Source organism: Streptomyces sp. CA-106110 (assembly GCF_050936285.1).
GTDB lineage: Bacteria > Actinomycetota > Actinomycetes > Streptomycetales > Streptomycetaceae > Streptomyces.
This window is the reverse complement of the sequence record NZ_JBNJNB010000001.1, coordinates 2536133-2558247: the sequence shown is the minus strand read 5'-3', so window position 1 is coordinate 2558247 and position 22115 is coordinate 2536133. Positions and strand designations below refer to the sequence as shown.

Here is a 22115-nt window from a genome sequence, read left to right as displayed (position 1 = left end):
GTGGATCCGAGCCACGGGGCCCGACGCGGAAGGGACTTCCCGTCCCGCTTCGGATGGTCGACCGAATGAGCGCTGAGCGCGTCGGCTTGCAGTCACCCACCGGGTGGGACCGGTCGCCAGGCCCTGCCTCACCCCGGGGTCATCTCGGTACCGTGCCGTGAGGCCGACTCCCCGAATCCATGGCTCGGCATCCATGGCTCGGCCGGTTCACCGGCCACCGAGCAGGATCGACGATGAGCGCGCGGTCCGCACGGACGAGGAGCCCATGACCGGGTTACATCGTGTGCTCGCCGTGCATCCCCATCAGGCTGCTGTGGATCTCGTGCACGGCCGGCGGCATGACCACGAAGGGACGCATCATGCCCTCGTCCTCGTGGTCGAAGAGGTGGCAGTGGTACATGGCCCGGCCGGTCTGCTCAACGATCTTTCCGCCAAGCGTGACCATCGTGTTCGCGTTGACGGTGATGGTGTCCTTCCAGCCGGACTCCTCAGGGGCAACCGGCAGCGCATCGCCGATGGTGATGGGCGCCGTGGTGCCTCCCGCGGCGAAGTCCATGCCGCTGACGTCGATCGCACGCCGGTCCACCACCTGGAAGTCCATCAGGTGTATGTGGAACGGGTGGTAGATCGGTACATCGGGCGGTGCGACGCTGAGGACGTTCCACTTCTCCCAGGTGCTGGACACCGAGAAGAAGGTGGTCGGGTCCTCGAAGACCGAGGCCACACGGCGCAGGGTCTTCGTGCCACCAGGCAGGGCGATCTGCACGACACCCTCGCCGGATGCCTCCCCGGAGACCTCCTTCATCTCCCAGATCACCGGCATGCCCTTTTCAAGAGTGAGCACGACGAACCGCTCGACGGCGTCCTCGGGAACGTCGGCGGGGGTGAGCTTCTTGAAGCTGCCGGACAGCTTGGCCGGAACGATGTAGGTCTCGTTCCGCTTGGTCCCGACGCGGAACTGCATGACCTCGGGGAAGGGAATGAGGAAGTCCGGCAGGGCAGCTCCGGGGGTCTGGCCCGGAATGGTGTTGACCAGCTTGAGCTTCTTGCCCGGGAAGGCAGCGAAGTCGATCACAATGTCGGCACGTTCCGCGGGGGAGAGCGACAGCGCCTCGTCGACGGTCTGGGGAGCGCCGAGCAGACCCAGGTCGGTGCCGACGACCTTCATGGCGCCCCGCACCACCTTGCCGGTCTCCTCGTCCACCACGGCCATGCGGTAGATGCGGGTCGGCGAGATGTTCATCAGGCGGAACCGGTAGGCACGGGCCTCCACGTTCACATACGGCCACACCACACCGTTCACCATGGTGAACGGGGCAAGGCTCGCAAAAGACGGCGGGATCATCCCCGGCTCAGGCTTGGCCAGGGAGATCTTCTTGTTGAGGATCTGCCCGGTCAGCCGCCCTTGGTCATCGGTGTCGAAGTTGACGTCCTGGATCGCCAGCGGGATCTCGTAGGTGCTGCTGGGCAGGCCGAGCTGATCCTCCACCTCGTCGCGGATGATGTAGTGGCCCATCAGTCCGGCTTGCACATTCAACGCGGTGACCGCCATGGCGTGGTCATGGTAAAACAGGTGCGCGGCGGCCTGGTCGTTGCCGTATTCGGCCAACTGCGCGCTTCCAGGCGTGACCGCGAGGTCCGCACCGCCGTCGTGCAAGGCGTGGTTGTGGCCGCCGTGCAGGTGGACCGTGGTCCAGGCAGTCAGCTTGTTGACCTCGGGGCGCGCGGTCGCACCATTGGCTCCCGGGCTGTTGTAGGGCAGCAGGCCGGGCCCGGGGCCTTCCGGGTCCACGAACACGGCCTTGAGGGGGATGGTGCTCGTCAGCTTGTTCTTCCAGGCGATGCGAGCCCGCTGCCCCCTCCGCACGTCGATGGTCGGACCCGGGAAGTTGCCCATGTAGGTCCACAGGCGGGTGGCCGGCATCTGGGAGTGCAGACGGATCTGGGACTCCACCAGGTCGATTCTCGTGATCGCTTCGTCGCCGGGGCGCAGCGTCGGAGGGATGCGCAGCGGGTCCTTGAACGGAGTCAGTTTCGTGAACTCCGGGGAGCTCACGCCGTCGAGCGGCTTGCTGCCGCCGTCAAGCGTCTCGCTGGCTTGTGCGCTCCCCTGGAACAGGCCGGTCGCGCTGTAGAGGCCCGCGCCGGCCACGGTGGCAGCGACCGCGGTGCCGCTCGCCATGCCGAGGAACGTCCGTCGATTATGCTTCATGTTGGTTGGTTTCCTGTACTGAATGGTGTTGTTGTGGGTGCCTGTTTGGGCACCGTTGAAGGGAACTGCAGCCCGATGTCCCAGCGACTTCAGCAATGTGACGCGGCGTACGGTCGTCCGAAGTCGCCGTGTTCTCGAGATGGCTGTCAGCCTTGAGCTACGGCGCGACACGAGCTCAGGCAGTTTTCTGCCTCAGGAAGAAAATCCCGGCCTCGCCTGAATGAGGCGCCCCCCGACGCCTTGCGTTACACCCTGTGCAAGCGATACTTGGTCCCCGTACAGGCACCCCCGGCCCTGTGACTGTCTTTCCCCCAGAGTGCTTGTGGCCCCTGCGGCGGTGCCGATGTCAGTCGCATCGGTGCTCACCATGTCGCCGCCTCAGGCCCGCCGGCGCCTTACTCCCGGTCGCCCTCGATGTCGAACCCGTGGTCCAAGCCGCCCCGCCGATGCCGAACGGCAACTGATACGGCCGGAAAACCGCCCGAGAGGTCCGACAATTTCCCCTCCCCTCCGAAGTCTTCATGAGTCGCACGCAATCTCAACGTTCCGCAGGACCGTTTCGGGAGAGAGGGCGACGAGCCCGTACGTGAGCTCGAAGCGGGTTTCGTGTCGAGCGCGCAACAGAGCGACGACGATCTTCCGGAAGGTCTCCGGAGAACCGACGTGATGAGAATCGTATGCATCGCAACGACGACAGCCGGAGCACCCTTGTCACCAAATACTTGCTCAAATCGCCATGTTCCACCCCAATAGAGGCCTTGCCGCGCTGTGGGTACCCACGCCGTGGGTACCCACAGCGCAAAGAAAAGAGCGACTCGTGGCGTTGGGGGACAGCAGGTCGTCGGCCTTCGGCCAGCACTCCGACCAGCCAGAACTTCCCCGCCTGGAGAACCGCCCGCCAGGCGGCCACATGCACGCCCGCCCAGGCCGGTCCCGGATTCAGGGCTCCAAGCCCGCCGAATGACTCGGACAGCGGGTTCAAGGGCTCGAAGCGTGGCTTCTGAGGGCGGTCACCTGTCCCGCATGTTTCATCACAGGGCCGTCAGGCTGCGCTCGAAGGCTGCCGAGGTGCTCCCAGGGCCTTCCCTGTGGGGTCTTCCCGCCCTGGCCAGGCTTGGGGGCAGGGGCGGCCCGCGCTACTCTTGTCCTCATCCACTTACGAGCATATGCTCTCAATATGGGCAAAAGGCGGAACACCGAGCTCGGAGACTTTCTCCGCGCCCGACGGGCAGCACTCTCACCCGCGGATGCCGGGATCGCTACCTGCGGTTCGCCCCGCCGAGTACCGGGTCTGCGGCGCGAGGAGGTCGCGTGGCTCGCCGGGATGAGCGTGAACTACTACGCCCGCATCGAGCAGGGGGAGGACCACCACTTGTCCGGTGCGGTGATGGAGGCGATCGCAGGCGCGCTGCGCCTGAACGAGATCGAGCGGCTCCATCTGCTGCGCTTGGCATGGCCCCCACCCATCGGGCAACTTCAGGCCGGGCCCGAAGAGGTGCGGGACTCGGTCATCGCCCTGGTCGAGAGCACCACCCAGCAGGGGGTGTGCATCGTAGGGAGGCGCACAGACCTGCTCGGCGGCAACCGACTGGGATTCGCACTGTTCGGCCTGAACGCGGACCAGCGGCCGAACCTGGCAAGGCAAACGTTCCTCGAATCAGCGATGCGTGACCTGATCGTGGACTGGAATGACTGGGCGCGCAATATGGTCGGCTATCTGCGGGCGACCTCGACGGAGTACCCCGGTGATCTGCAAATGGTCGAGCTGATCAGCGAACTGAAGGCCAGGAGCCGGGAATTCATGGAATTCTGGGATACCCAACCGGTGGCCGAGTGGACGCACCAGGTCCGGGAGTTCAATCACCCACTCGTCGGACACCTCACTCTCAACAAGGAGGTCGTGCGACTTCCCGGTCCCTCCGGCCAACGCATCATCTTCTACGGCGCCACCCCCGGCTCCGAAACCGCCGAGCGGCTCAGACTGCTGGACTCCAGGGCCCCGGCGTTTGCCCGGCTCGTCCGATCTTGGGTCGGTTGACGTCGGCGGCGGGCCCCGGGAGCAGGCGAACACGGCCCCTGTGGATCATGGAGTTCTCTATGCTTCAAGATCCACGAAGGTGCCGTGTTCGTCCCACCATCATCCCCCATCCCTGCTCCTGTCTGCCCCGCACCCCGCCTGCAAGATCTGCGTGAGGGTGCCGCCCGGGATCAAGTCGGCAGCCTGGTCGCGGAGTTCGAGTCACTCACCGATCCGCGCGGAGCCAGCGGTGTGCGTTACCGGCTCTCCTCCCTGCTGGCCCTGGTGGTCTGCGCGATGACGCCCGCGGGCCACGACTCGATCACTGCGGCAGCGGAGTGGTGCCGGCGTGCGGCCCCCGAGGAACTGGCCGCCTTCGGCCTGCCCTACCACCCGCTCCTGGGCCGTTACCGGGTGCCGAGCGAGAAGACCCTGCGCAGCGTGCTGGGGCGCCTTGATCCGGCCGAGCTCAGCGCGGCCGGGTTCGCCTACCTGACGTCCCTGCTCTCCGACGAGCGCGCGCATCCCGCGCTGCTGATGCCGGACGGCGGCCCGGAACGCGAACAGCGCCGGGCCCACCAGGCTGCCGCCCAGACCGATCCGGTGCGTCAAAGGCGCCGGGCGATCGCGGTGGACGGCAAATGCCTGCGCGGTGCCAGGCGCCCTGACGGCAGCCGGGTCTTCGTGCTCTCCGCGGTCCGCCACGGCGACGGCATCACCCTGGCCTCCCGCGAGATCGGCGCGAAGACGAACGAAATCCCCGAGTTCGCACCCCTGCTCGACCAGATCGACGACGTGGGCCTCGCCGGCGCGGTCATCACCGCCGACGCTCTCCACGCCCAGCACGCCCACGCCGCCTACCTGCACGAACGCGGCGCCCACTACCTCCTCACGATCAAGAACAACCAGCGCGGTCAGGCCCGCCAACTCCACCGGCTGCCCTGGAAAGAGGTCCCCGTGATCCACCGTGACGACACCCGCGGCCACGGCCGCCACGAGCAGCGCCACGTACAGGTCGTCACCGTCGACGGCCTGCTCTTCCCCAACGCCCGTCAAGTCCTGCGCATCCAGCGCAGACGCCGCCTCTACGGAGCGAAGAAGTGGTCCAGCGAGACCGTCTACGCCATCACCGATCTGCCCGCCGAGCAGGCATCTGCCGCCGAGATCGCCGCCTGGGCTCGCGGGCACTGGACCGTGGAGAACACCGTCCACTGGGTGCGTGATGTCGTCTTCAGTGAGGACAAGTCCCAGGTCAGGACCCGCAATACGCCAGCCGTGCTCGCCGCCGTCCGCGACCTGATCCGCAGTGCACTCAAACTCGCCGGGTACGTCAACACCGCCGCCGGACGCCGAGCCCACACCGAACGCCACCGCGTCCTCGCCCTCTACGGCATCACATGATCAACCAGACATCCGAGGCAAACGCCGGGGCCCTGGTGACAGAGGTGGTCATTCCCGCAGCCATGGACTACAACCCGCCACAGGACCTGCTTTAAGTTCGCGGGATCGGGTGGGTTCCTGCACCGGCCGTCGGGGAAGTCCACCGACGTCTGGACATCGTATTCGGGAGGTCCCGACATTTCCGTGCCCGGGACTCATTACTCGTTTCCCGGGGGATCGGGAGCGGGTTCGGACATCGTGGCCACTGTGATCAACCCCCGCGTCGGTGTTCAGCTTCAGGACATGGACGCGGGTACGACGAACACGATGACCTTTCCCACCGGCCAGATCTACGTGGGTACTTTCGGGTCACATGTCCTCACTTCCTCCAAGGCCGCGGACGGTACCGTTTCCCTGCACGTCCTCAGCATGGCGAGCGGGCCGCTGACGGACACCCCTGTCACCGGCCTGACGGACGCGTCTGTGATGGCAGGTGACGCGAACGCCGTGCTGATGAAGTACTACGACTCCACCAGCTGGAGGCTCGGCCTGGTGGACCTGGCGAGCGGTCAGGTCCACCAGGTGTTCGGCTCCGTGCCCCGTGATGCCGACGGGGTGCTGACAGACAAGTACGTCGGGTGGTATCTGGCAGGCCAAACGAGTCTTCATCTGCTGTCACGATCCGACGTCACCGGGTCCGAGACCACCGTCCAGATTCCCCTGACCACCAGCCCCGCATCCAAGACGAGGCTCATGGATGTGCGTCAACTCGCCATCGTCGGCGACAGGCTGCTGATCACCTACGAATGGGGCAGCTACCCGGGCCCGACCGACGAGAAGCTGGGCGGCGCCCTGTACGAGATGCCGCTCACCGGTGGAACCCCGACCCTGGTCATCGACCATGTGCGGACGGACACGCTCGTTCCCGGAGCCAATGGCGCTCTCGCGCTGGGCGGTTCTTCGGAGACCGACTGGGGCGTCCGCCGGGTGACATCGGTCCCGGATGGAGCGCCGACGCAGACCGTTGTGTACCCCGATCCAGCCGGTGCCGCATCCATCGGTGGAATATCCCTGGCGGGCGGCCAACTCGCCACGATCGAAAACGGCGGGGACCCGGGCGGGGACGTGTTCACGAGGACGATCGAGCTCGGAGGCTCGCCGGCGTACGGGGCGCACACGGCTCTCGGGACAGCCCACCAGCCGAGCGACTGCGCCTCGGCCGATTACTGCAATCCGCAGATTGGTACCGGTGACGGCCGCATCGCGCAGCTGGTGGGCGGGGACCAGGTGGCGGTCCAGGGCAGCACTACGTTCTCCGAGGTGACTCCCGGCACGACGGGTGGCACGCTCGTCGACTCTGACGGCCGGTATGTCGTCTACGACAGCAGCTCTACCGGGGAGCAGTACATCGGTGACACCACGTTGAGCAGCACCTCGAAGGTGCTGTTCACGCGCGCGGTCACTGCGGCGGCCCTGTCGGAGTCCACTCTGTGGGTCGCGAATCCCACCGCCGGATCGATCAGCGCCATCGAACTGACGAGCCGGAAGACGACACGTACCGTCGACACCGGTGCTCCATGCGTCCCCAGTGAGCTGCAGGCCGCCGCCGGCCGGTGGATCTACTGGTCGTGCGGTTCCTCCGGCCCGGCGGGCGTCTACGACCTGACGAAGCACACCGAGGTCTCCGTCCCGTCCTCAGGGCCCGCGCAACTCGGCGACGGCTACGTCGTCGAGCACGACAGGACCGCCGGGAAACTGGAGTTGACCGACGTCCACACCGGCAAGGCCGTCACCAGCGAACTGGCCGATCTACCGGCCGGTCACCTCGCCGACGACCGGCGTGAGACGTGGGCGGTGGACAGGTACAGCGGTGGCGGGATCGCCTACCTCGACGCGCAGGACGACATCCACATCGTCGACCCGCACATCCCCGCCTCCACAGCGTCCGGACACCTCATGCTGCCGGGCCAGCGCCTGAATCCGGGACAGAGCATCACGAGCAGCAGCATGCGTCTGGTCATGCAGACCGACGGCAACCTGGTGGCTTACCTCAAGTCTGGTGGCAGCAGGCCGCCGGCGGTGTGGTCCAGCGGCACCTCCGGCCATACCGGCGCTTACGCGGTCATGCAGAACGACGGCAACCTGGTGGTCTACAGCCAAAGCGGCGGCGCGGCGACCGGCGGTGCGCTGTGGTCCACACACACCTACGGCCACCCCGGTGCGTACGCCGACCTCCAGGACGACGGGAACCTCGTCGTCTACCGCCAGGCCGGCACTTCCTCGACCGACACGCTGTGGGCCAGCGGTACATACGCGCACTCGCAGACCATCCGCCCCGGCCAGACGTTGCAGGCCGCCTGGTGGACGCAGGGGCAGCGCACCTTCCTGGTGATGCAGAACAACGGCAATCTCATCATGTATCGCAAACGGGACAGCGCGGCCATCTGGTCCACCAGGACCTCCGGGCACCCCGGTGCCTACGCGGTCATGCAGCGTGACGGAAACCTCGTCGTCTACCGCAAGGGCGGCGGCCCCAGCGCGGGCGGAGCACTCTGGAGCACCCGCACCTACGGCCATACCGGTGCCTACGCGGTCATGCAGAACGACGGCAACCTGGTGGTCTACAAGAGCGGCGGCGGCCCGACGGCCGGCGGCGCGCTCTGGGCCACCAACACCTACCGCAGCGCGTCCTGACCCTCGGCTCTCCTCGGTGCCACCAGCCCGGCCCGGCCGATGAAGCGACCCGGCCGGGCTGCGCACGCTCAGCCTTCGGGCGGTGGGCATCCACAAGCCTCGCAAGCGTGCGATCCGCCCCGTCGATCGCGGCCTGCACCCGCGAACCGCTCCAACGCCGGCGCGACGAGCGGACACCTACGCCTCACCGGGCGCCCCGTCGGTCCTACCCGCCGCACCCACTTCGCCGACCTCCACCTCGACCCCAGGCTCCGCGGGAAGACACGCACACGCCATCCGTGAATCGGGCGACAGAGTCCTACAGCACCCACGCCTGGCATGGCGCCTTCTACCGTCTTCGACTGTGACGACACGATCATCACCGTGCGCAGCCTGATCCGGCACGCATGGACGACTCACCTCCGGGACGAACACCCGACCGCCGACCCTGACCACACGCCTATCCGCGCGGTCCCTCCATCATCGGAGGGGTCTTTCCTCCGGGCCGGGGCCTGTGGATGTACTGGTCGGCCCAGGCGCTGACGATGTGGGCGGCTCGCTGCGCTTGTCCTCGTGCGGTCAGGAGATGATCTGCTCCTTCGAGCGAGACGAAGCTTCGCGGGTGTCGTGCCTCGAGGAAGATCTCCGCGGCATTGGCGATGTCGACGGTGTTGTCGGTAGGCGAATGCAGGACGAGTAGCGGAACGTGCAACTCGCGTATCCGGTCACGCAGGTGAGCATGACGGACGTCGTCGACGAAGGCACGTTTGAGGACCAGGGTCCTCCCGCCGACGAACCACTCGTGCGACCCTTCACTGAGAACGCGATCCACGACCGCGTCGTACTGTCCCTCGACGTGGCTGGGGTCGACAGGTGCCCCGATCGTGGCGACCGCGCGGACGCCGGTTGCCTCGGCCGCTGCGGCGATGGCGGCGGCGCCTCCCCAGGAGTGCCCGACCAGGAGGTCTGCTGGAGTTCCTCGCTCCGTCATCAGAGTTGCCGCACGGACCGTGTCCTGGACCTTGATGGTGAAGGAACCGTCCCCCCAGTCGCCGTCGGAGTCTCCGATCCCGAGGTTGTCGTAGCGCAGCATCCCGATCCCCTCGCGTGCCAGCTGCTTGCAGACGCGCGAGGCGGCCGGTGAGTTCTTGCCGAGTGTGAATCCGTGGACGAAGATTCCCCAGCCCCGGATCTCGCCTTCGGGCAGGTCGATCGACCCGGCCAGTTCGGGGCCGACGACGCTCTTGAATCTCACTTCTTCAGTCATGTTGTGATCACCCGGCATGGACTGTTCGTGGGGTAGGGACGTGAGGGCGACACGGGGTGGTGCCAGGCGCGCGCTCCGAGCAGGAGAGCTGCGAGTGTGGTGCCGGTCGCTGTCGGCGCGTCAGAGGGCCGGCTTGTGGACGGCGGTCCGCTGGGTGGTGAGCAGCGTGGTGATCTCATCGGCGAGGTGCGGGCCGAGTTCGCCCCAGCCGTCCTTGTAGCCGTAGACGCCGGCCAGGGTGCGGGCCTCGTAGTCGCCGTTCATGATCTCGATGTCGGCGGCTGTGATGAGTCCCGGGTGGGCGACGCCGATGGCCGACGAGACCTTGAGCAGCTCCTTGCGCAGGGTGCGCAGGTAGACAGCGGCCCGGGTGGCCTTCGAGGTCGGGTCGATGCCGCGGGCCAGCCATGGATTCTGGGTGGCGATGCCGGTGGGGCACTTGTCGGTGTGGCACTTCTGCGACTGGATGCAGCCGATCGACAGCATCGCCTCACGGGCCACGTTGATCATGTCGGCACCCAGAGCGAAGGCGACCGCGGCGTTCTCGGGCAGGCCGAGCTTGCCGGAGCCGATGAAGGTCAGCTCATCGGTCAGCCCCAGCTCGGCGAAGGCGCCGTAGACCCGGGAGAAGCCCATCCGGAACGGCAGGGACACCGAGTCGGTGAAGATCAGCGGCGCCGCTCCGGTGCCGCCCTCGCCGCCGTCGACGGTCACGAAGTCGACACCACGGTCACCGCGCGCCATCAGCGTGGCCAGCTCCTGCCAGAAGGCCATCTCTCCCACCGCGCTCTTGACCCCGACCGGCAGACCGGTCTCGGTGGCGAGCAGCTCGACGAAGTCGAGCATCGAGTCGACGTCGCCGAACGCGGTGTGCCGCGACGGGGAGGCGCAGTCCTTGCCGACCGGGATGCCGCGGATCTCGGCGATCTCCGGGGTCACCTTCGCGCCCGGCAGCAACCCGCCCAGCCCTGGCTTGGCGCCCTGGGAGAGCTTGATCTCTATCGCCTTGACCGGGGCGCCGGCTACCACATCCTTGAGCTTGTCAAGGTTGAAGCTGCCGTCCTCGTTGCGGCAACCGAAGTACGCCGTCCCGATCTGAAGGACGAGGTCGCCGCCGTTGCGGTGGTACGGCGAGAGGCCGCCCTCGCCCGTGTTGTGCATCGTGCCCGCCAGCGCCGCCCCTTTGTTGAGCGCCGTGATCGCCGCGCCGGAGAGGGATCCGAAGCTCATCGCCGAGATGTTCACCACGCTCGCCGGCCGGAACGCCTTGGCGCGCCCGCGCGGGCCGCCCAGCACCTTGGCCGAGGGCAGCGGGGCCTGCGGGTCGTGGGCGTCGGGCAGAGTGTCGGCGAACGTGCGCTGCTTGAGGTAGGCGTGCCCCTGCACGTGCTCGACGTCGACGTCGGTTCCGAACCCGAAGTAGTTGTTCTCCTCCTTCGCCGACGCATAGATCCAGGTGCGCTGGTCACGACTGAACGGGCGCTCCTCCTCGTTGGAGGTCACGACGTACTGCCGCAGCTCCGGTCCGATCGTCTCCAACAGGTATCGGGCGTGCCCGATGACCGGGAAGTTCCGGAGCAGTGCGTGCTTCTTCTGGATGAGGTCGCGGGCGGCCAACAGCGCCAATGCTGTTGCGGTGGCCGCGCCGATGCTCCGGACGCGCATAAACGTTCCTCTCCTCGAAGCTCGACTCCATCGCCATGCGGTGGACGTCGTCGTGTCGTGTTGGGCATTGGGTGGCGGGTACGACCAAGTGGGCGTCAGCGTCCATCGAAGAATGCGAAACGCCAAGGCCTGTGCCCATGCTGCTGCCGGAGTCCCCCACTGCGCCTATATGCGCGAACTCTTAGGCTGCGGCGCTCGCGGCCTCGGGCTTGGGCACATCGACAAGGCCCATAACTCGGTCGATTGTGATCTCTATGACCACGCGCTCCGGGTCCGGGATCGGCGTTCGCTCGTATCGCGTCACAGCGTCGCCCACTGTGGTTGCGTCCGTGCGCACTTCGGTCGTGCCCTCCAGAGTCGCCCAGCGTCCTCCGGCCACTTGGCATACGGCGACGCGCGCCTTCCCGGGAGCGCTGCGTGGACGTCGGAGACTTTTCTGCTGGATTGGCGAGTGGCAATCCGAGCGATGCCGGCGTCGGCGTTCAAGGTGACCCCGACGGGTACGACATGTGGGCGGCAGTCTGGTCGAAGTGTGGTCAGAGTTCACGGGTGGTACTCACTCCAGAACTCCAGGCAGCCAGTTCCTTTGCGAAGTATCTCGGTGTGCATGACCGAAAGCCTAATCACGAACGATGTCCCTACTGTCCGAAAGTGGCCATGGCCACACCCATATCATTCGCGTGCGGTCAGGGATTTGGCTCCATTCCGTAATCGTCGGTAAACGAAGCGTGATGGACCTCGTTGTCCGGTGCTCGGCTGCCGGCGGCAGACGTTCCGCGTGGAGTTCATTCGCGGCACCCAGATGTCCGTGATGACAACCTTGAACCCGGCGTCCACGAGCACGGCATCGATTGCGGCGTGAACCTTGAGTCGCGGTCACGGATGAGGAAGCCGGCCCTGTTGCCCGCGTCCTCCAGGTCCATGAGGAGATTGCTTCCAAGCTGTACCACCCACGCGCGGTGGGGTGTGCGGTGATGCCCAGGATCCGGATGCGCCGGGTGGAGTGCTCAATGACCACGAAGACATACCCTCCGCCGTCCACGAGGCGATGCGCGCTACGCCCGAGCACCCGCCGCTCAAGCGCAGCACAGCGTTCCCGACCTCGAACTCGCCAGCCCTGCGGTGTGAGACTGTTCATCTCAGCGGGCCGAGCTGAGAAGCGAGTGAAGGGTGGGGCATCGTGTTCCCGATGTCCCCACCCCTCGTGCCATGCAATCAGCCCTTGGGTATGCGCTGTCACTTCGCCGTCGGGTCAGCTCTCACACCATTGCGCTGACAAGGTGAGCAGCGACGGCAGCACGGCACCCGCGTGCTCTCGTCGTGGCCTGGGCGGGACCCCCACCAGCGATCTGGTCCCGCCCAAGACCGCGACGGATCAGTCGGGAAGGGGTGCGCCGCGCGTTTCCGGGGCCAGCCGCACGACACCGATGCCAATGGCGAAGACGACCGCGGTGAGACTGAGCGGGACGGTGAGTGAGCCGGTCGCGTGGATGCCATAGCCGATGAGGAACGTTCCTCCGGCGGCGACCCACCGGGAGAAGGTAGTGGTGAACGCGAAGGCGGTGGCCCGCATCCGGGTGGGGTACTGCTCGGGCAGCCAGATGGTGAACACCGCGAAGCTGGCACCACCGAGGCCGAGGACGGGCAGGAACGCGAAGGTCAGGCCGATGGAGTGCAGGGGGTAGGCCAGGCCATACGCGCCGACAATGCCCACGATCATCAGTGCGAAGAGCGTGGCCAGCGCGCCGCGGCGGCCGGCACGTGCGGCGAGGCGGGGTACCACGAAGCAGCCGAGGATGGTGAAGACGGCCACCGTCATCGAGGACAGGCTGGCCAGGCGCACGGTGGTGTCGTGGTCGTAACCGGCCTGTGCGCTCAGGGTGTTCATGGCGGCGGGAACGTAGGTGGAGCCGGCCCACAGACCGATGACACAGACCACCAGGAGCAGCAGGTTGCCGACGGTGCGGCTGCGGTACTCGCCGGAGAGCACCTCCTTGACAGGCTGCCAGAAGGACTGCTGAACGAGTTTGGCGGAGCGGTCCTGCCAGCGCGGGGGCTCGGGGGTGGTTCGGCGGATGAGGAAGACGGCGAATGCGGGGATGCCGCCGACGAAGAACATGCCGCGCCAGCCGAGTTCGGATCCGAACAGGAGGTAGACGATGGAGATCGCCAGTACGCCGAAATAGGCGGCCGAGTGCATCAGGCCGCCGAATCGTTCCCGGACACGTTCGGGTATGACCTCGGCGAGCAGGGTGCCGGCCATGGCCCACTCACCGCCGATCCCGATGGCGGCCAGGAAGCGGAAGGCGTTCCACTCCCAGAGGTCGGTGGAGATGCCGGCCAGGGCGGTGAAGACCCCGTACATGAGGATGGAGGCCATCATGGCGGGCTTACGGCCGAACCGGTCGGCGATGGGTCCCCAGATGAAGGCGAAGCCCCAGCCGAGGAGGAAGACGGCGGCGCTGATCTGTCCGTACCAGCCGATGTTCTCAGGGTCGGCGGATATGCCTCCCGTGGGCAGCAGTACGGACAGGGCGGGGACGAGGACAAGCCCGGGGATCGTCCAGCTGAAGCCGTCCATGGCCCAGCCGCTGAAGGAGCCCCAGAAGGCATGGCGCTGGGCCTTGGTGAGGCGTTCGGCAGTGGTGTCCGGAATGCGTGTGACCGCTGGGGGTCTCGTGGCTGATTGCTCGTTGACCGTCACAGGGACCTCGTTTCGGCTCGGATGGTGAGGGTGTGGGGACGGGGGTCGGTGATCTGCGGTCCGTCGCAGGTCAGCCGGCGTGGGTGACGTGGGAGAGGAACGAGCTGAGCCCGGCTTGCATGCTGGCGTAGTCGGCGGCCGGCCCTGCTGATGCCTTGCGCAGCCGGTCCCTGACGGGCTCCAGGAGGGTGTCGATGGAGCGTTTCGCCGCTCGGATCGCCGCCAGGGGGTGGGCAGTGATCGAGGCGACGAGGGTGGTGATCGTGTCGTCCAGTTCGACTTCGGGCACACAAGCGGTGGCCAGCCCGAGTCGTAGGGCTTCGGGGCCGTCGACGAGACGTCCGGTGAACAGCAGGTCGCGGGCCGTAGCGGGGCCCGTGAGGAGGGCGATGCGGGCGGCGAAGGCGGGCGGTACGAGGATGCCCCAGCGGGCGATGGGCATGCCGAGCTGCGCGTTGTCGGCGACGATCCGCAGATCGCAGGCGCAGGCGAGCTGGCAGCCCGCGCCGGCGGCGGTGCCATGGATGCCGGCGATGACGGGGACCGGTAGGCGTTCGACGGCGGTCAGCGCGTTCTCCATTGAGGCGAAACTGGCGTCGATGTCGGCGGGGTCGGCCGAGAGCCATTCGCGCATGTCGGAGCCGGCACTGAAGAAGGTGGAACCGGCGCCGGACAGGATCACGGCGCGCAGGGTGCGGTCGTCGGCCAGGTCCTCGAACAGCGCGGCCAGCGCATCCCAGTCGCGGGTGGCCAGCGCGTTGCCCCGGCGGCCGGTGCCGACCCGTACGGTGGCGATGTCGCGGTCGCGCCGGAGGCGGACCGCGCCCGAGCCGCTCATCGCACGGCTCCCGCGGCGCGCAGCTGGGCGATCTCGTCGGGACTGTAACCGGTCTCGGCGAGCACGTCGTCGGTGTGCTGGCCGTGCAGTGGGGGCGCCGTGCGGATGCGGGCCGGTGTGGCGCTGAGCTTCAGCGGGGAGCCGACCACGGACAGCCGGCCTGCCGTCGGGTGCTGCAGAACGGAGACCATCTCACGTGCCACTGACTGCGGGCTCGTGAGGGCCTGTTCGACGGTGCTGATCGGTGCGCAGGGCACTCCGGCGGCCTCCAGTGCTTCGGTCCACTCAGCGGTGCTGCGGCGGGCGAGGGCCGTCTCCAACAGAGGAATGAGCTGTTCGCGGTGGCGGACCCGGTCGGGATTGGTGGCGAAGCGTGGATCACCGGCGAGGTCTGGGGCGCCCAACACTTCGGCGAAGCGCTGCCACAGTTTGTCGTTTCCGGCGGCGACCATCAGGTGGCCGTCGGCGGAGGCCAGTGCCTGGTAGGGGACGATCGTGGGGTGGGCCGAGCCGTGGGGACGGGGGGTGTGGCCAGTGGCGAAGTAGCCGCCGGCCACATAGGTGAGCCAGGCCAGTTGCCCGTCGAGCAGTGAGACGTCGACGTGCTGGCCGCGCCCCTCGGTTCCGCGTGCGAGCAGGGCGGCGAGGATGCCGATGGTGGCCCACATGCCGGCGCCGATGTCGGCGGAGGCGATGCCGGGGCGCAGCGGCGGCCCGCAGGGTTCGCCGGTGATGCTCATCATGCCGCTCTGCGCCTGGGCGATGGCGTCGTATCCGGGCCGTGAGGCCCAGGGGCCGGTCTGGCCGTAGCCGGATATGGAGGCGTAGACCAGGCGCGGATTGCGTGCGGACAGTTCCCGGTAGCCGAGCCCGAGGCGGTCGGCGGTGCCGGGGCGGAAGTTCTCCACGAGTACGTCGGCGCGATCTGCGAGGCGCAGCACGAACTCGCGGCCCTGATCCGTCTTGAGGTCGACGGACACACCGCGCTTGTTGCGGTTGGCGGCCAGGAAGTAGGCGGCCTCGGCGCCCTGGAACGGCGGGCCCCACTGGCGGGTGTCGTCGCCGTCCTTCGTGTCCTCGACCTTGACGACGTCGGCGCCGAGGTCGGCGAGGACCATGGTGGCGAAGGGGCCGGACAGGATCCGTGAGAGATCCAGGACGCGGATTCCGGTCAGGGGGCCGGGAGCGGTGGGCGTCGTGGCGGAACCAGGTGTGCTGGGGGGCTTCTGCGGCGGGGACCCGGGTGTTTCGGTCGATGTCATGCCGGACTGGGTGCCTTTCTGGGGAGGGCGTGGTCTCGGCAGTTCTAAATTGGATGGACCACTGGACCACTGGACCGGTGAGCTAGAGTGTTCAGTCGGGGCTGAACAGCTGTCAAGGGGCAGCTCTGAGGTTCGGGGGCCCCCATCCGGGAAGGGACGCGCCTGTGACTGAGTCGCTGCGCCCGCTGGCACGGCCCCGCCTCTACGAGCAGGTGGTCGCCAGACTGCGGGAGTACGTGGAGCGCGAACACCTGCACGCGGGGGACAATCTGCCCCCGGAGCGTGAGCTCGCGGACCGGCTGGGCGTCAGCCGCACTTCGGTCCGGCAGGCCATCGTCGCCCTTGAGGTGCAGGGCCTGGTCGCGGTGCGACACGGTGGCGGCACGTACCTGCTGCGTGACCGGCTTGACGCCGAACCGCTGGAGGCGATGATCGACCGGCGGCGCCGGCTGCCGGACGTCCTGGACGCCCGGGACGCTCTGGAGACGAAACTTGCCGCGCTCGCGGCCGTACGCCGCACTGACGAGGATCTTCAGGAGATCGATGCGGCCCTGATGGCCATGGCCGAGGCCATCGACCGCGGCGAACTCGGCATCTCCGAGGACAAGCGCTTCCATGCCGCTGTCACCGCGGCCGCCCACAGTCCGCTGCTCGGCGCCTTCATGGCGGAGATCGCGTTGCCCATCGCCGAGAGCCGCGCCGAGTCACTGCGTCAGCCCGGCCGCCCGGCGCTGTCGCTGGACCAGCACCGCGGCATTGCCGAGGCCGTACGTGCGGGCGACCAGGAAGCTGCCGCGCACGCGATGCACCACCATGTGGTGACCGTCGGCCACGTCAAATTGCTGGACTGGCAGGCAGAGGCCACGGATTGAGCCGAGGAGGCCCAAGCCCCAAGAGATGACGCGGCGGTCGTGATGAGCAGCGCTTGCGCGATTCACCAGCCGATGCGTGCTTGACCCGGCCACGGGCCTGTGGCGGCAGGTACGCGCCACCCGAAGGACCACCCTCGGCAGAGCCTTCAGGTCAGCAACTGGTGTGGTTGTGTGCGGCGTTCCACGCCGCCGGCCACTCCCTCGATGCGTCCACCATGCTCATACCGATCTCCCAGGTGGTGGCCGAGCGGCCAGCGCGGTGGGCCGCTCGGTGTCGAGGGAGGTGTGACCAGATGCCTGGTCAGGGCGAGGGCGTGGATCGGGCGCTGGGAGAGGCGCTCGGCGCAGTAAGCCGAAGCAGGAAACCTGGTTCCCCTGGTTCACTCCACACCGCGACGGTGACATCGAAGAGCCCGGCGCGTGCTCAGGATGGATCCTCCCGCCTGGCCAAGACAGGCACCCAAGTCACCCAGCTTGCGGGCTGCCCGTCCATGTAGTCGCGGGGCGTGTGCTTATGCAGCCGCGGCTGGCCGGTTGGTGAAGTACCGCCGCCGCCCAAGGCCGCGCACCCTCTTGACATGCTCGCAGTCGGGTAGCACGCTCACCGCGATTCGTTCATTGGTTCAGTGGTTCAACCAATTGCTCCGGGAGTCGTCATGCCCGCACCTGAGTCCTCCGCCAGCCGTGAAGCGACGTACAGACACCGCCGCCGCGCCGTGGTCGCCAGCACGGTGGGCACCGCGATCGAGTGGTACGACTTCTTCCTCTACGGCACCGCCGCCGCTCTGGTCTTCCCCCATGTGTTCTTCCCCGGGGCGGACGCGTACACGGGGGTCATCGCCTCGTTCGGCACGCAGTTCGTCGGCTTCGCGGCCCGTCCGCTGGGAGCCGCGATCTTCGGGCACGTCGGAGACCGGATCGGTCGCAAGTCCACACTCGTGACCACCCTCGTCCTGATGGGGGTCAGCACCTTCCTCATCGGCGTGCTGCCGGGCTACGCCTCCATTGGCCTTGCCGCACCCGTACTGCTGGTCCTGTTGCGGATCGCCCAGGGCATCGGCGTAGGCGGTGAGTGGGGTGGCTCGGTCCTGATGTCGATGGAATGGGGTGACGAGCGCCGCCGCGGGCTGATGGCGAGTTGGCCGCAACTCGGCGTGCCGCTCGGTCTTCTCGCCTCGACCGGCATGGTCAAGATGACGAACGCCGTGTCCGGCGGCGGCTTCGACAGCTGGGGCTGGCGGATACCCTTCCTCGCCAGCGTCGTACTGATCGGCATCGGGCTCTACGTGCGGCTGCGCGTGCTGGAGAGTCCGGCCTTCACCGACCTCAAGCAGGAGCGCGTGGTGGTGCGCCAGCCGGTCTGGAGCGTGCTGCGGCACCAGCCGCGCACGGTCCTGACCTCCGCCTTCGTCCGGATGTCGGAGCAGGCACCCTTCTACCTCTTCATCACCTTCGTGCTCACCTACGGCACCCAGAAGCTCAGTCTTTCCAAAGGCGACCTGCTGAACGACACGCTCATTGCGGCAGCCGTTGGGCTGATCACCGTCCCCCTCTTCGGCCACCTCTCCGACCGTTTCGGGCGGCGCCTGGTCTACGGCATCGGCATCTTGTGTACCGGGCTGTATGCGTTCCCGTACTTCGGCTTGCTCAACACGGGCAGCTCCGGTCTCGTCCTCCTCGCGATCGTGCTTTCCCTGGTCTTCCACGACATTCAGTACGGGCCCCAGGCCGCATTGATCGCCGAGGGATTCGGGACGAACGTCCGCTACAGCGGCGCCGGGATCGGGTATCAGCTCGCCTCGGTGATAGCGGGCGGACCGGCGCCGCTCATCGCGGCGGCGATCCTCGAGCACACCGGCTCCAGCACGGGAATCAGCTGGTACATCGTCGGCTGCTGCGCCGTCGCCGTGATCGCGCTGCTGCTCATGCCACGCCAGGTGCCGTTGGTCACGGCCTCACATGAGACGGTTCCGTCGCGTACCACCGCCGCGCCGTCGCCGGGAGAGCACTGACCTGACCAAGGCGGCACGGGTTTTGACCCTGCGCTTGCCGAAAACCTCATCCGCACAGTTCAGGCGGCTCTACCGCAGCTGGTCGTCTCCTCGGAGCACGACGAGCCGGTCGTGATGTACCTGCGCAAGCAGGGCCCGGGTCTGGTCAGCGCCGCCGACATCGCGCCCCCGGCCGGTGTCGAGGTGCACAACCCTGACCTCGTCATCGCCACGCTCAACGGCAAGGGCAAGCTCGGCCGAGAGTGTGCGGGATCCAGGCCGTCCTCGTCCAGGCCGAGCTGAGTAGTCGCACGAGCACAAGGACTGATGGTGTCGTATCGGTGTGGGGGAGCGTCGTCCCAGGTCAAGACCTATGCAGCCATTCTGGAGCGGTACGGGTGATCGGATGCGCTACCGGTTCCCTCGGGCGGTTCAGGATGCGCTTGGTCAACCTGGCAATACTCCGGTTGGAACGCCAGAACGGGCGTTTCCCCGAGCTCGGACAGGTGGGAGCAACCAGTGATGGGTGAGCCCCGTGCAGCCTCACAGAGGGTGCCCCTCACCCGACTCTTCCGCTGGGGCGGTGTTGTGCATCCGGGCGGTGGCCCCCGGGGCAGGCGGCCGGCGTCGCGTCAGTGGTCCTGGGGCATCTGGTCATCACGATCGGGGTCGCTCGGGCCCAGCCGCACACAGCATTCCCCGGGCTCGGGGGCCAGGGTGGCCTGAACCCCGTTGACCTCAAGGCCATTCAGGTAGCCGGACAGGAACGCCTGGTTCATGCCGCACACGAGGTCGGGGGCCTTTGCGGCCAGTGGGTGGAAGGGGCAGTTGCGCAGCCGGAGCCGGGTCGGGGTTTCCCGTACGGGTTCGTAGCCGTACTCCTCCAGCAGGTGCTCACAGGCGGTCAGTCCGCGCTCGGGGCCCAAGCGGCCCGGGCGGGTTTCATCCCGTGCGGCCTCGCCCATCTGCCGGCCGCGCTGCTCGGCGGTCCGTACGGCTGCCTGCGCGGCGTTTTCGTCGGCGCCCTCGGTCAGGACGGCGTCCAGGAGGAACTCCGCCAGGAGTTCGTGGCGCCGGTCGGGGATGTTCACGGTGATCTGGGTGTCGGAGGGCTCGTACACCTTCGGCCGCCTGCCGACCTTCCGAATCCCCCCGGGCGTCTCGTAGCGGGCGCGCAGCAGGCCGGCGTCGACGAGCTTGTCGAGGTGGAAGGCGGCCAGCTTGCGGGAAATGCCGACGCTTGCGGCGGCCTCGTCGCGGGTCACGGCCCGGCGCGCACGCCGGATGAAGACGAACATGCGCCGCCGCGAGTCCTCGCTCAGGACGCTGACGGCATCGATGGCGGTGCTGGCCGAGTCGGCCGGCGGAGTCGAGTCAGAAGCCACCAGACCACGATAACTCCCACCCACGTAGACCTAAAAGTTCTTTTGGCTGTCTGAACAGCACACCTTGACGCACCTACCTAATAAGACCAAGATACGTTGGCGAAACTATGGGAGGTCGCGATGGTCAATGAGTCACAGCTTCAGGCGAAGCGCCCGGTCAGCGCCTCGCTCGCCGGCCCGTACGGCCACCCCTTCCACCCGATCCTGGTGACCGTGCCGATCGGCGCCTGGGTGACCAGCCTGGTGTTCGACATCGCTTCTCACGTCGTCAACCGTCCGGGCTTCCTGACCCAGGGCTCGGAGTGGCTGATCGCCGTAGGCGTGATCGGGGCCCTGCTGGCGGCCATGGTCGGATTCCTCGACCTGTTCGCGATTTCGCCCGGCACCCCGGCCTTTCGCACCGCCCTGGTCCACATGACGCTGAACGTGCTGGTGACCGCCGCCTACGCCGTCAACTTCCTCTGGCGCTACAGCACCTACACCAGCGGCGGGAGTGTCGGCCTCGGACGGCTCGTCATGTCCGCACTCAGCATGGCGGCCCTGGGCGTCTCGGGATTTCTGGGCGGCAAGCTCGCATACCGCTACGGCGTACGGGTCGCCGACGAGAGCACCCAGGCCGAGGGCTACACACCTGACCGAAAGCGAAACGCCCGCTCTGCCATGTGATCCGGCCCGCCCACCCTCCACGGCCGCCGGTGCCGTCCGGCTGCCTTCGACATCGTCATCACTTGGGAGTTCCCCATGGACATCGCCGCACTGATCACCTGGGTGGTCACCGCCCTCGGCGGCTTCTACATGCTCGGCACCTGGATCCAACGCGGCGGCATCCGGCAGCAGCAAACCGGCACCAGCCGCCTGCCCGCACCGGCCGTCTTCGGGCACTTCGCCCTCGCCGCGATCGGACTGGTGGTCTGGATCATCTATGTCGTGGCCGACAAGAGCGCCCTGGCCTGGACCGCGTTCGGTCTGCTCCTGCCGGTCGCCCTGCTGGGATTCGTGATGCTGGCCCGCTGGATCCCCGTCTACCGCAACCGCACCGCGGCGCAGGCCGACACCGCGGCTCAGGGAACCGAAAGGACCGTCCCTGCCGAACGGCACTTCCCGCTCGCGGTGGTGGTCGCACATGGCCTGCTCGCGGTGGTCACCCTGGTCTTGGTCCTGCTCACTGCCCTGGGAATCGGCGGCAGCTGACATGACCGAGCGCCCGCACCGCACCGCCGCCCGAATAGACCTGCACAACGAGGAACCAACGGCACCCGCACGGGCCGCCCTGCGGGTCGTCCATCAGCCCGCCGGTATCGACCTGGCCGCCGCGGAAGAAGCGGCCGGCCAGTTCCTCACCGCGCTCGGCATCTCCACCGACTCCCAAAGCCTGCGCGGCACACCGGGCCGGATGGCCCGCGCGTATGCCGAACTGTTCAGCCCGCGTGACTTCGACCTAACCACCTTTCCCAACGACGAGGGCTACGACGAACTCGTCCTTGCCCGCCGCATACCCGTCCGGTCGGTGTGTGAGCACCATCTGCTGCCGTTCGTCGGTACCGCCCACGTCGGCTATCTGCCCGGCGCCCGCATCCTGGGCCTGTCCAAGCTGGCTCGCGTCGTCGAGCACTTCGCCTGCCGACCCCAGGTCCAGGAACGCCTGACCAAGCAGGTCGCCGACTGGCTGCAGACCCACCTGGAGCCCAAGGGCGTCGGCGTGGTGATCGAGGCCGAGCACTCCTGCATGACCCTGCGCGGCGTCCAGGCCACCGGCTCCAGCACCATGACCTCCACCCTGCTCGGCCGGCTGCGCTCCGACTCCCGCTCCCGCAGCGAATTCCTCGCCCTGACCGGCGCCACCTCCTGA

15 protein-coding genes and 4 pseudogenes are annotated in these 22115 nt (G+C 67.6%); 10 read left to right on the top strand and 9 right to left on the bottom strand.

Annotated features, from left to right (window positions below; translation table 11 throughout):
• Positions 1–274: 274 nt before the first annotated feature.
• Entirely contained in the window at positions 275–2212 is a 1938-nt protein-coding gene (locus ACQEXA_RS11765) for a multicopper oxidase family protein (protein WP_433129686.1), read from the bottom strand.
• A 1177-nt stretch (positions 2213–3389) separates the two neighbouring features.
• On the opposite strand from ACQEXA_RS11765, the gene ACQEXA_RS11760 reads away from it, so the two are divergent.
• The 4 genes and pseudogenes from ACQEXA_RS11760 to ACQEXA_RS11745 form a co-directional block, all read left to right on the top strand.
• On the top strand, positions 3390–4250 hold the full coding sequence (locus tag ACQEXA_RS11760; protein ID WP_433129684.1) for a helix-turn-helix transcriptional regulator: 861 nt from the start codon (positions 3390–3392) through the stop codon (positions 4248–4250).
• Positions 4251–4334: 84 nt separating this feature from the next.
• Positions 4335–5630 carry an ISAs1 family transposase gene (locus ACQEXA_RS11755; RefSeq protein ID WP_433129682.1) on the top strand — a complete coding sequence of 432 codons (1296 nt, stop codon included), beginning with the start codon at positions 4335–4337 and terminating at the stop codon, positions 5628–5630.
• A 246-nt stretch (positions 5631–5876) separates the two neighbouring features.
• Positions 5877–8303, top strand: a complete 2427-nt coding sequence (locus tag ACQEXA_RS11750) for a hypothetical protein (RefSeq protein WP_433129680.1) — start codon at positions 5877–5879, stop codon at positions 8301–8303.
• A 336-nt stretch (positions 8304–8639) separates the two neighbouring features.
• Positions 8640–8732: pseudogene (locus ACQEXA_RS11745) on the top strand (IS5/IS1182 family transposase); the annotation flags it as partial.
• 10 nt (positions 8733–8742) lie between these two features.
• Here ACQEXA_RS11745 and ACQEXA_RS11740 read toward each other — a convergent pair.
• From ACQEXA_RS11740 to ACQEXA_RS11710, 7 genes and pseudogenes are all read right to left on the bottom strand, one after another.
• The gene (locus ACQEXA_RS11740) at positions 8743–9549 is read right to left on the bottom strand and encodes an alpha/beta hydrolase family protein (protein ID WP_433129678.1); all 807 of its coding nucleotides are present in this window, start codon (positions 9547–9549) and stop codon (positions 8743–8745) included.
• 120 nt (positions 9550–9669) lie between these two features.
• A complete protein-coding gene (locus ACQEXA_RS11735) occupies positions 9670–11214 on the bottom strand; it encodes an FMN-binding glutamate synthase family protein (protein ID WP_432934930.1) in 1545 nt (514 codons plus the stop codon).
• A 181-nt stretch (positions 11215–11395) separates the two neighbouring features.
• A pseudogene (locus ACQEXA_RS11730) lies at positions 11396–11823 on the bottom strand (pyridoxamine 5'-phosphate oxidase family protein).
• Between the two features lie 147 nt (positions 11824–11970).
• Positions 11971–12241 (bottom strand): annotated as a pseudogene (locus ACQEXA_RS11725) (integrase); the annotation flags it as partial.
• A gap of 348 nt (positions 12242–12589) precedes the next feature.
• Positions 12590–13918: an MFS transporter gene (locus tag ACQEXA_RS11720; RefSeq protein WP_432934931.1), complete on the bottom strand. Its 1329-nt coding sequence runs from the start codon at positions 13916–13918 to the stop codon at positions 12590–12592.
• 70 nt (positions 13919–13988) lie between these two features.
• Complete coding sequence (locus ACQEXA_RS11715) at positions 13989–14756, bottom strand: enoyl-CoA hydratase/isomerase family protein (protein WP_432934932.1); 768 nt, start codon at positions 14754–14756, stop codon at positions 13989–13991.
• Positions 14753–16018 (bottom strand): CaiB/BaiF CoA transferase family protein, encoded by a 1266-nt coding sequence (locus tag ACQEXA_RS11710; protein WP_433129676.1) that lies wholly within the window; start codon positions 16016–16018, stop codon positions 14753–14755. The genes ACQEXA_RS11715 and ACQEXA_RS11710 overlap by 4 nt, the downstream gene beginning before the upstream one ends.
• Before the next feature lie 164 nt (positions 16019–16182).
• On the opposite strand from ACQEXA_RS11710, the gene ACQEXA_RS11705 reads away from it, so the two are divergent.
• The 3 genes and pseudogenes from ACQEXA_RS11705 to ACQEXA_RS11695 all read left to right on the top strand — a co-directional run.
• Positions 16183–16890: a FadR/GntR family transcriptional regulator gene (locus tag ACQEXA_RS11705; RefSeq protein WP_359393059.1), complete on the top strand. Its 708-nt coding sequence runs from the start codon at positions 16183–16185 to the stop codon at positions 16888–16890.
• A 656-nt stretch (positions 16891–17546) separates the two neighbouring features.
• A complete protein-coding gene (locus ACQEXA_RS11700) occupies positions 17547–18902 on the top strand; it encodes an MFS transporter (protein WP_432934934.1) in 1356 nt (451 codons plus the stop codon).
• Positions 18903–18971: 69 nt separating this feature from the next.
• Positions 18972–19160, top strand: a pseudogene (locus tag ACQEXA_RS11695) (DNA-directed RNA polymerase subunit alpha); the annotation flags it as partial.
• A gap of 353 nt (positions 19161–19513) precedes the next feature.
• Here ACQEXA_RS11695 and ACQEXA_RS11690 read toward each other — a convergent pair.
• Entirely contained in the window at positions 19514–20266 is a 753-nt protein-coding gene (locus ACQEXA_RS11690) for a helix-turn-helix transcriptional regulator (RefSeq protein WP_432934935.1), read from the bottom strand.
• 120 nt (positions 20267–20386) lie between these two features.
• On the opposite strand from ACQEXA_RS11690, the gene ACQEXA_RS11685 reads away from it, so the two are divergent.
• The 3 genes from ACQEXA_RS11685 (at position 20387) to folE (ending at position 22115) form a co-directional block, all read left to right on the top strand.
• Positions 20387–20932 carry a DUF2231 domain-containing protein gene (locus tag ACQEXA_RS11685; protein ID WP_432934936.1) on the top strand — a complete coding sequence of 182 codons (546 nt, stop codon included), beginning with the start codon at positions 20387–20389 and terminating at the stop codon, positions 20930–20932.
• 75 nt (positions 20933–21007) lie between these two features.
• Positions 21008–21457, top strand: coding sequence for a hypothetical protein (locus ACQEXA_RS11680; protein ID WP_432934937.1), 450 nt, complete (start codon positions 21008–21010; stop codon positions 21455–21457).
• Between the two features lies 1 nt (position 21458).
• The gene (gene folE / locus ACQEXA_RS11675) at positions 21459–22115 is read left to right on the top strand and encodes a GTP cyclohydrolase I FolE (protein ID WP_432934938.1); all 657 of its coding nucleotides are present in this window, start codon (positions 21459–21461) and stop codon (positions 22113–22115) included.

Excerpts from the sequence above, each read along its gene's own strand:
- ACQEXA_RS11710 (WP_433129676.1), bottom strand. The coding sequence starts at position 16,018 with ATGACATCGACCGAAACACCCGGGTCCCCGCCGCAGAAGCCCCCCAGC.
- ACQEXA_RS11740 (WP_433129678.1), bottom strand. The coding sequence starts at position 9,549 with ATGACTGAAGAAGTGAGATTCAAGAGCGTCGTCGGCCCCGAACTGGCC.
- ACQEXA_RS11700 (WP_432934934.1), top strand. The coding sequence starts at position 17,547 with ATGCCCGCACCTGAGTCCTCCGCCAGCCGTGAAGCGACGTACAGACAC.
- folE (WP_432934938.1), top strand. The coding sequence starts at position 21,459 with ATGACCGAGCGCCCGCACCGCACCGCCGCCCGAATAGACCTGCACAAC.
- ACQEXA_RS11680 (WP_432934937.1), top strand. The coding sequence starts at position 21,008 with ATGGACATCGCCGCACTGATCACCTGGGTGGTCACCGCCCTCGGCGGC.
- ACQEXA_RS11760 (WP_433129684.1), top strand. The coding sequence starts at position 3,390 with ATGGGCAAAAGGCGGAACACCGAGCTCGGAGACTTTCTCCGCGCCCGA.
- ACQEXA_RS11685 (WP_432934936.1), top strand. The coding sequence starts at position 20,387 with ATGGTCAATGAGTCACAGCTTCAGGCGAAGCGCCCGGTCAGCGCCTCG.
- ACQEXA_RS11715 (WP_432934932.1), bottom strand. The coding sequence starts at position 14,756 with ATGAGCGGCTCGGGCGCGGTCCGCCTCCGGCGCGACCGCGACATCGCC.
- ACQEXA_RS11735 (WP_432934930.1), bottom strand. The coding sequence starts at position 11,214 with ATGCGCGTCCGGAGCATCGGCGCGGCCACCGCAACAGCATTGGCGCTG.
- ACQEXA_RS11765 (WP_433129686.1), bottom strand. The coding sequence starts at position 2,212 with ATGAAGCATAATCGACGGACGTTCCTCGGCATGGCGAGCGGCACCGCG.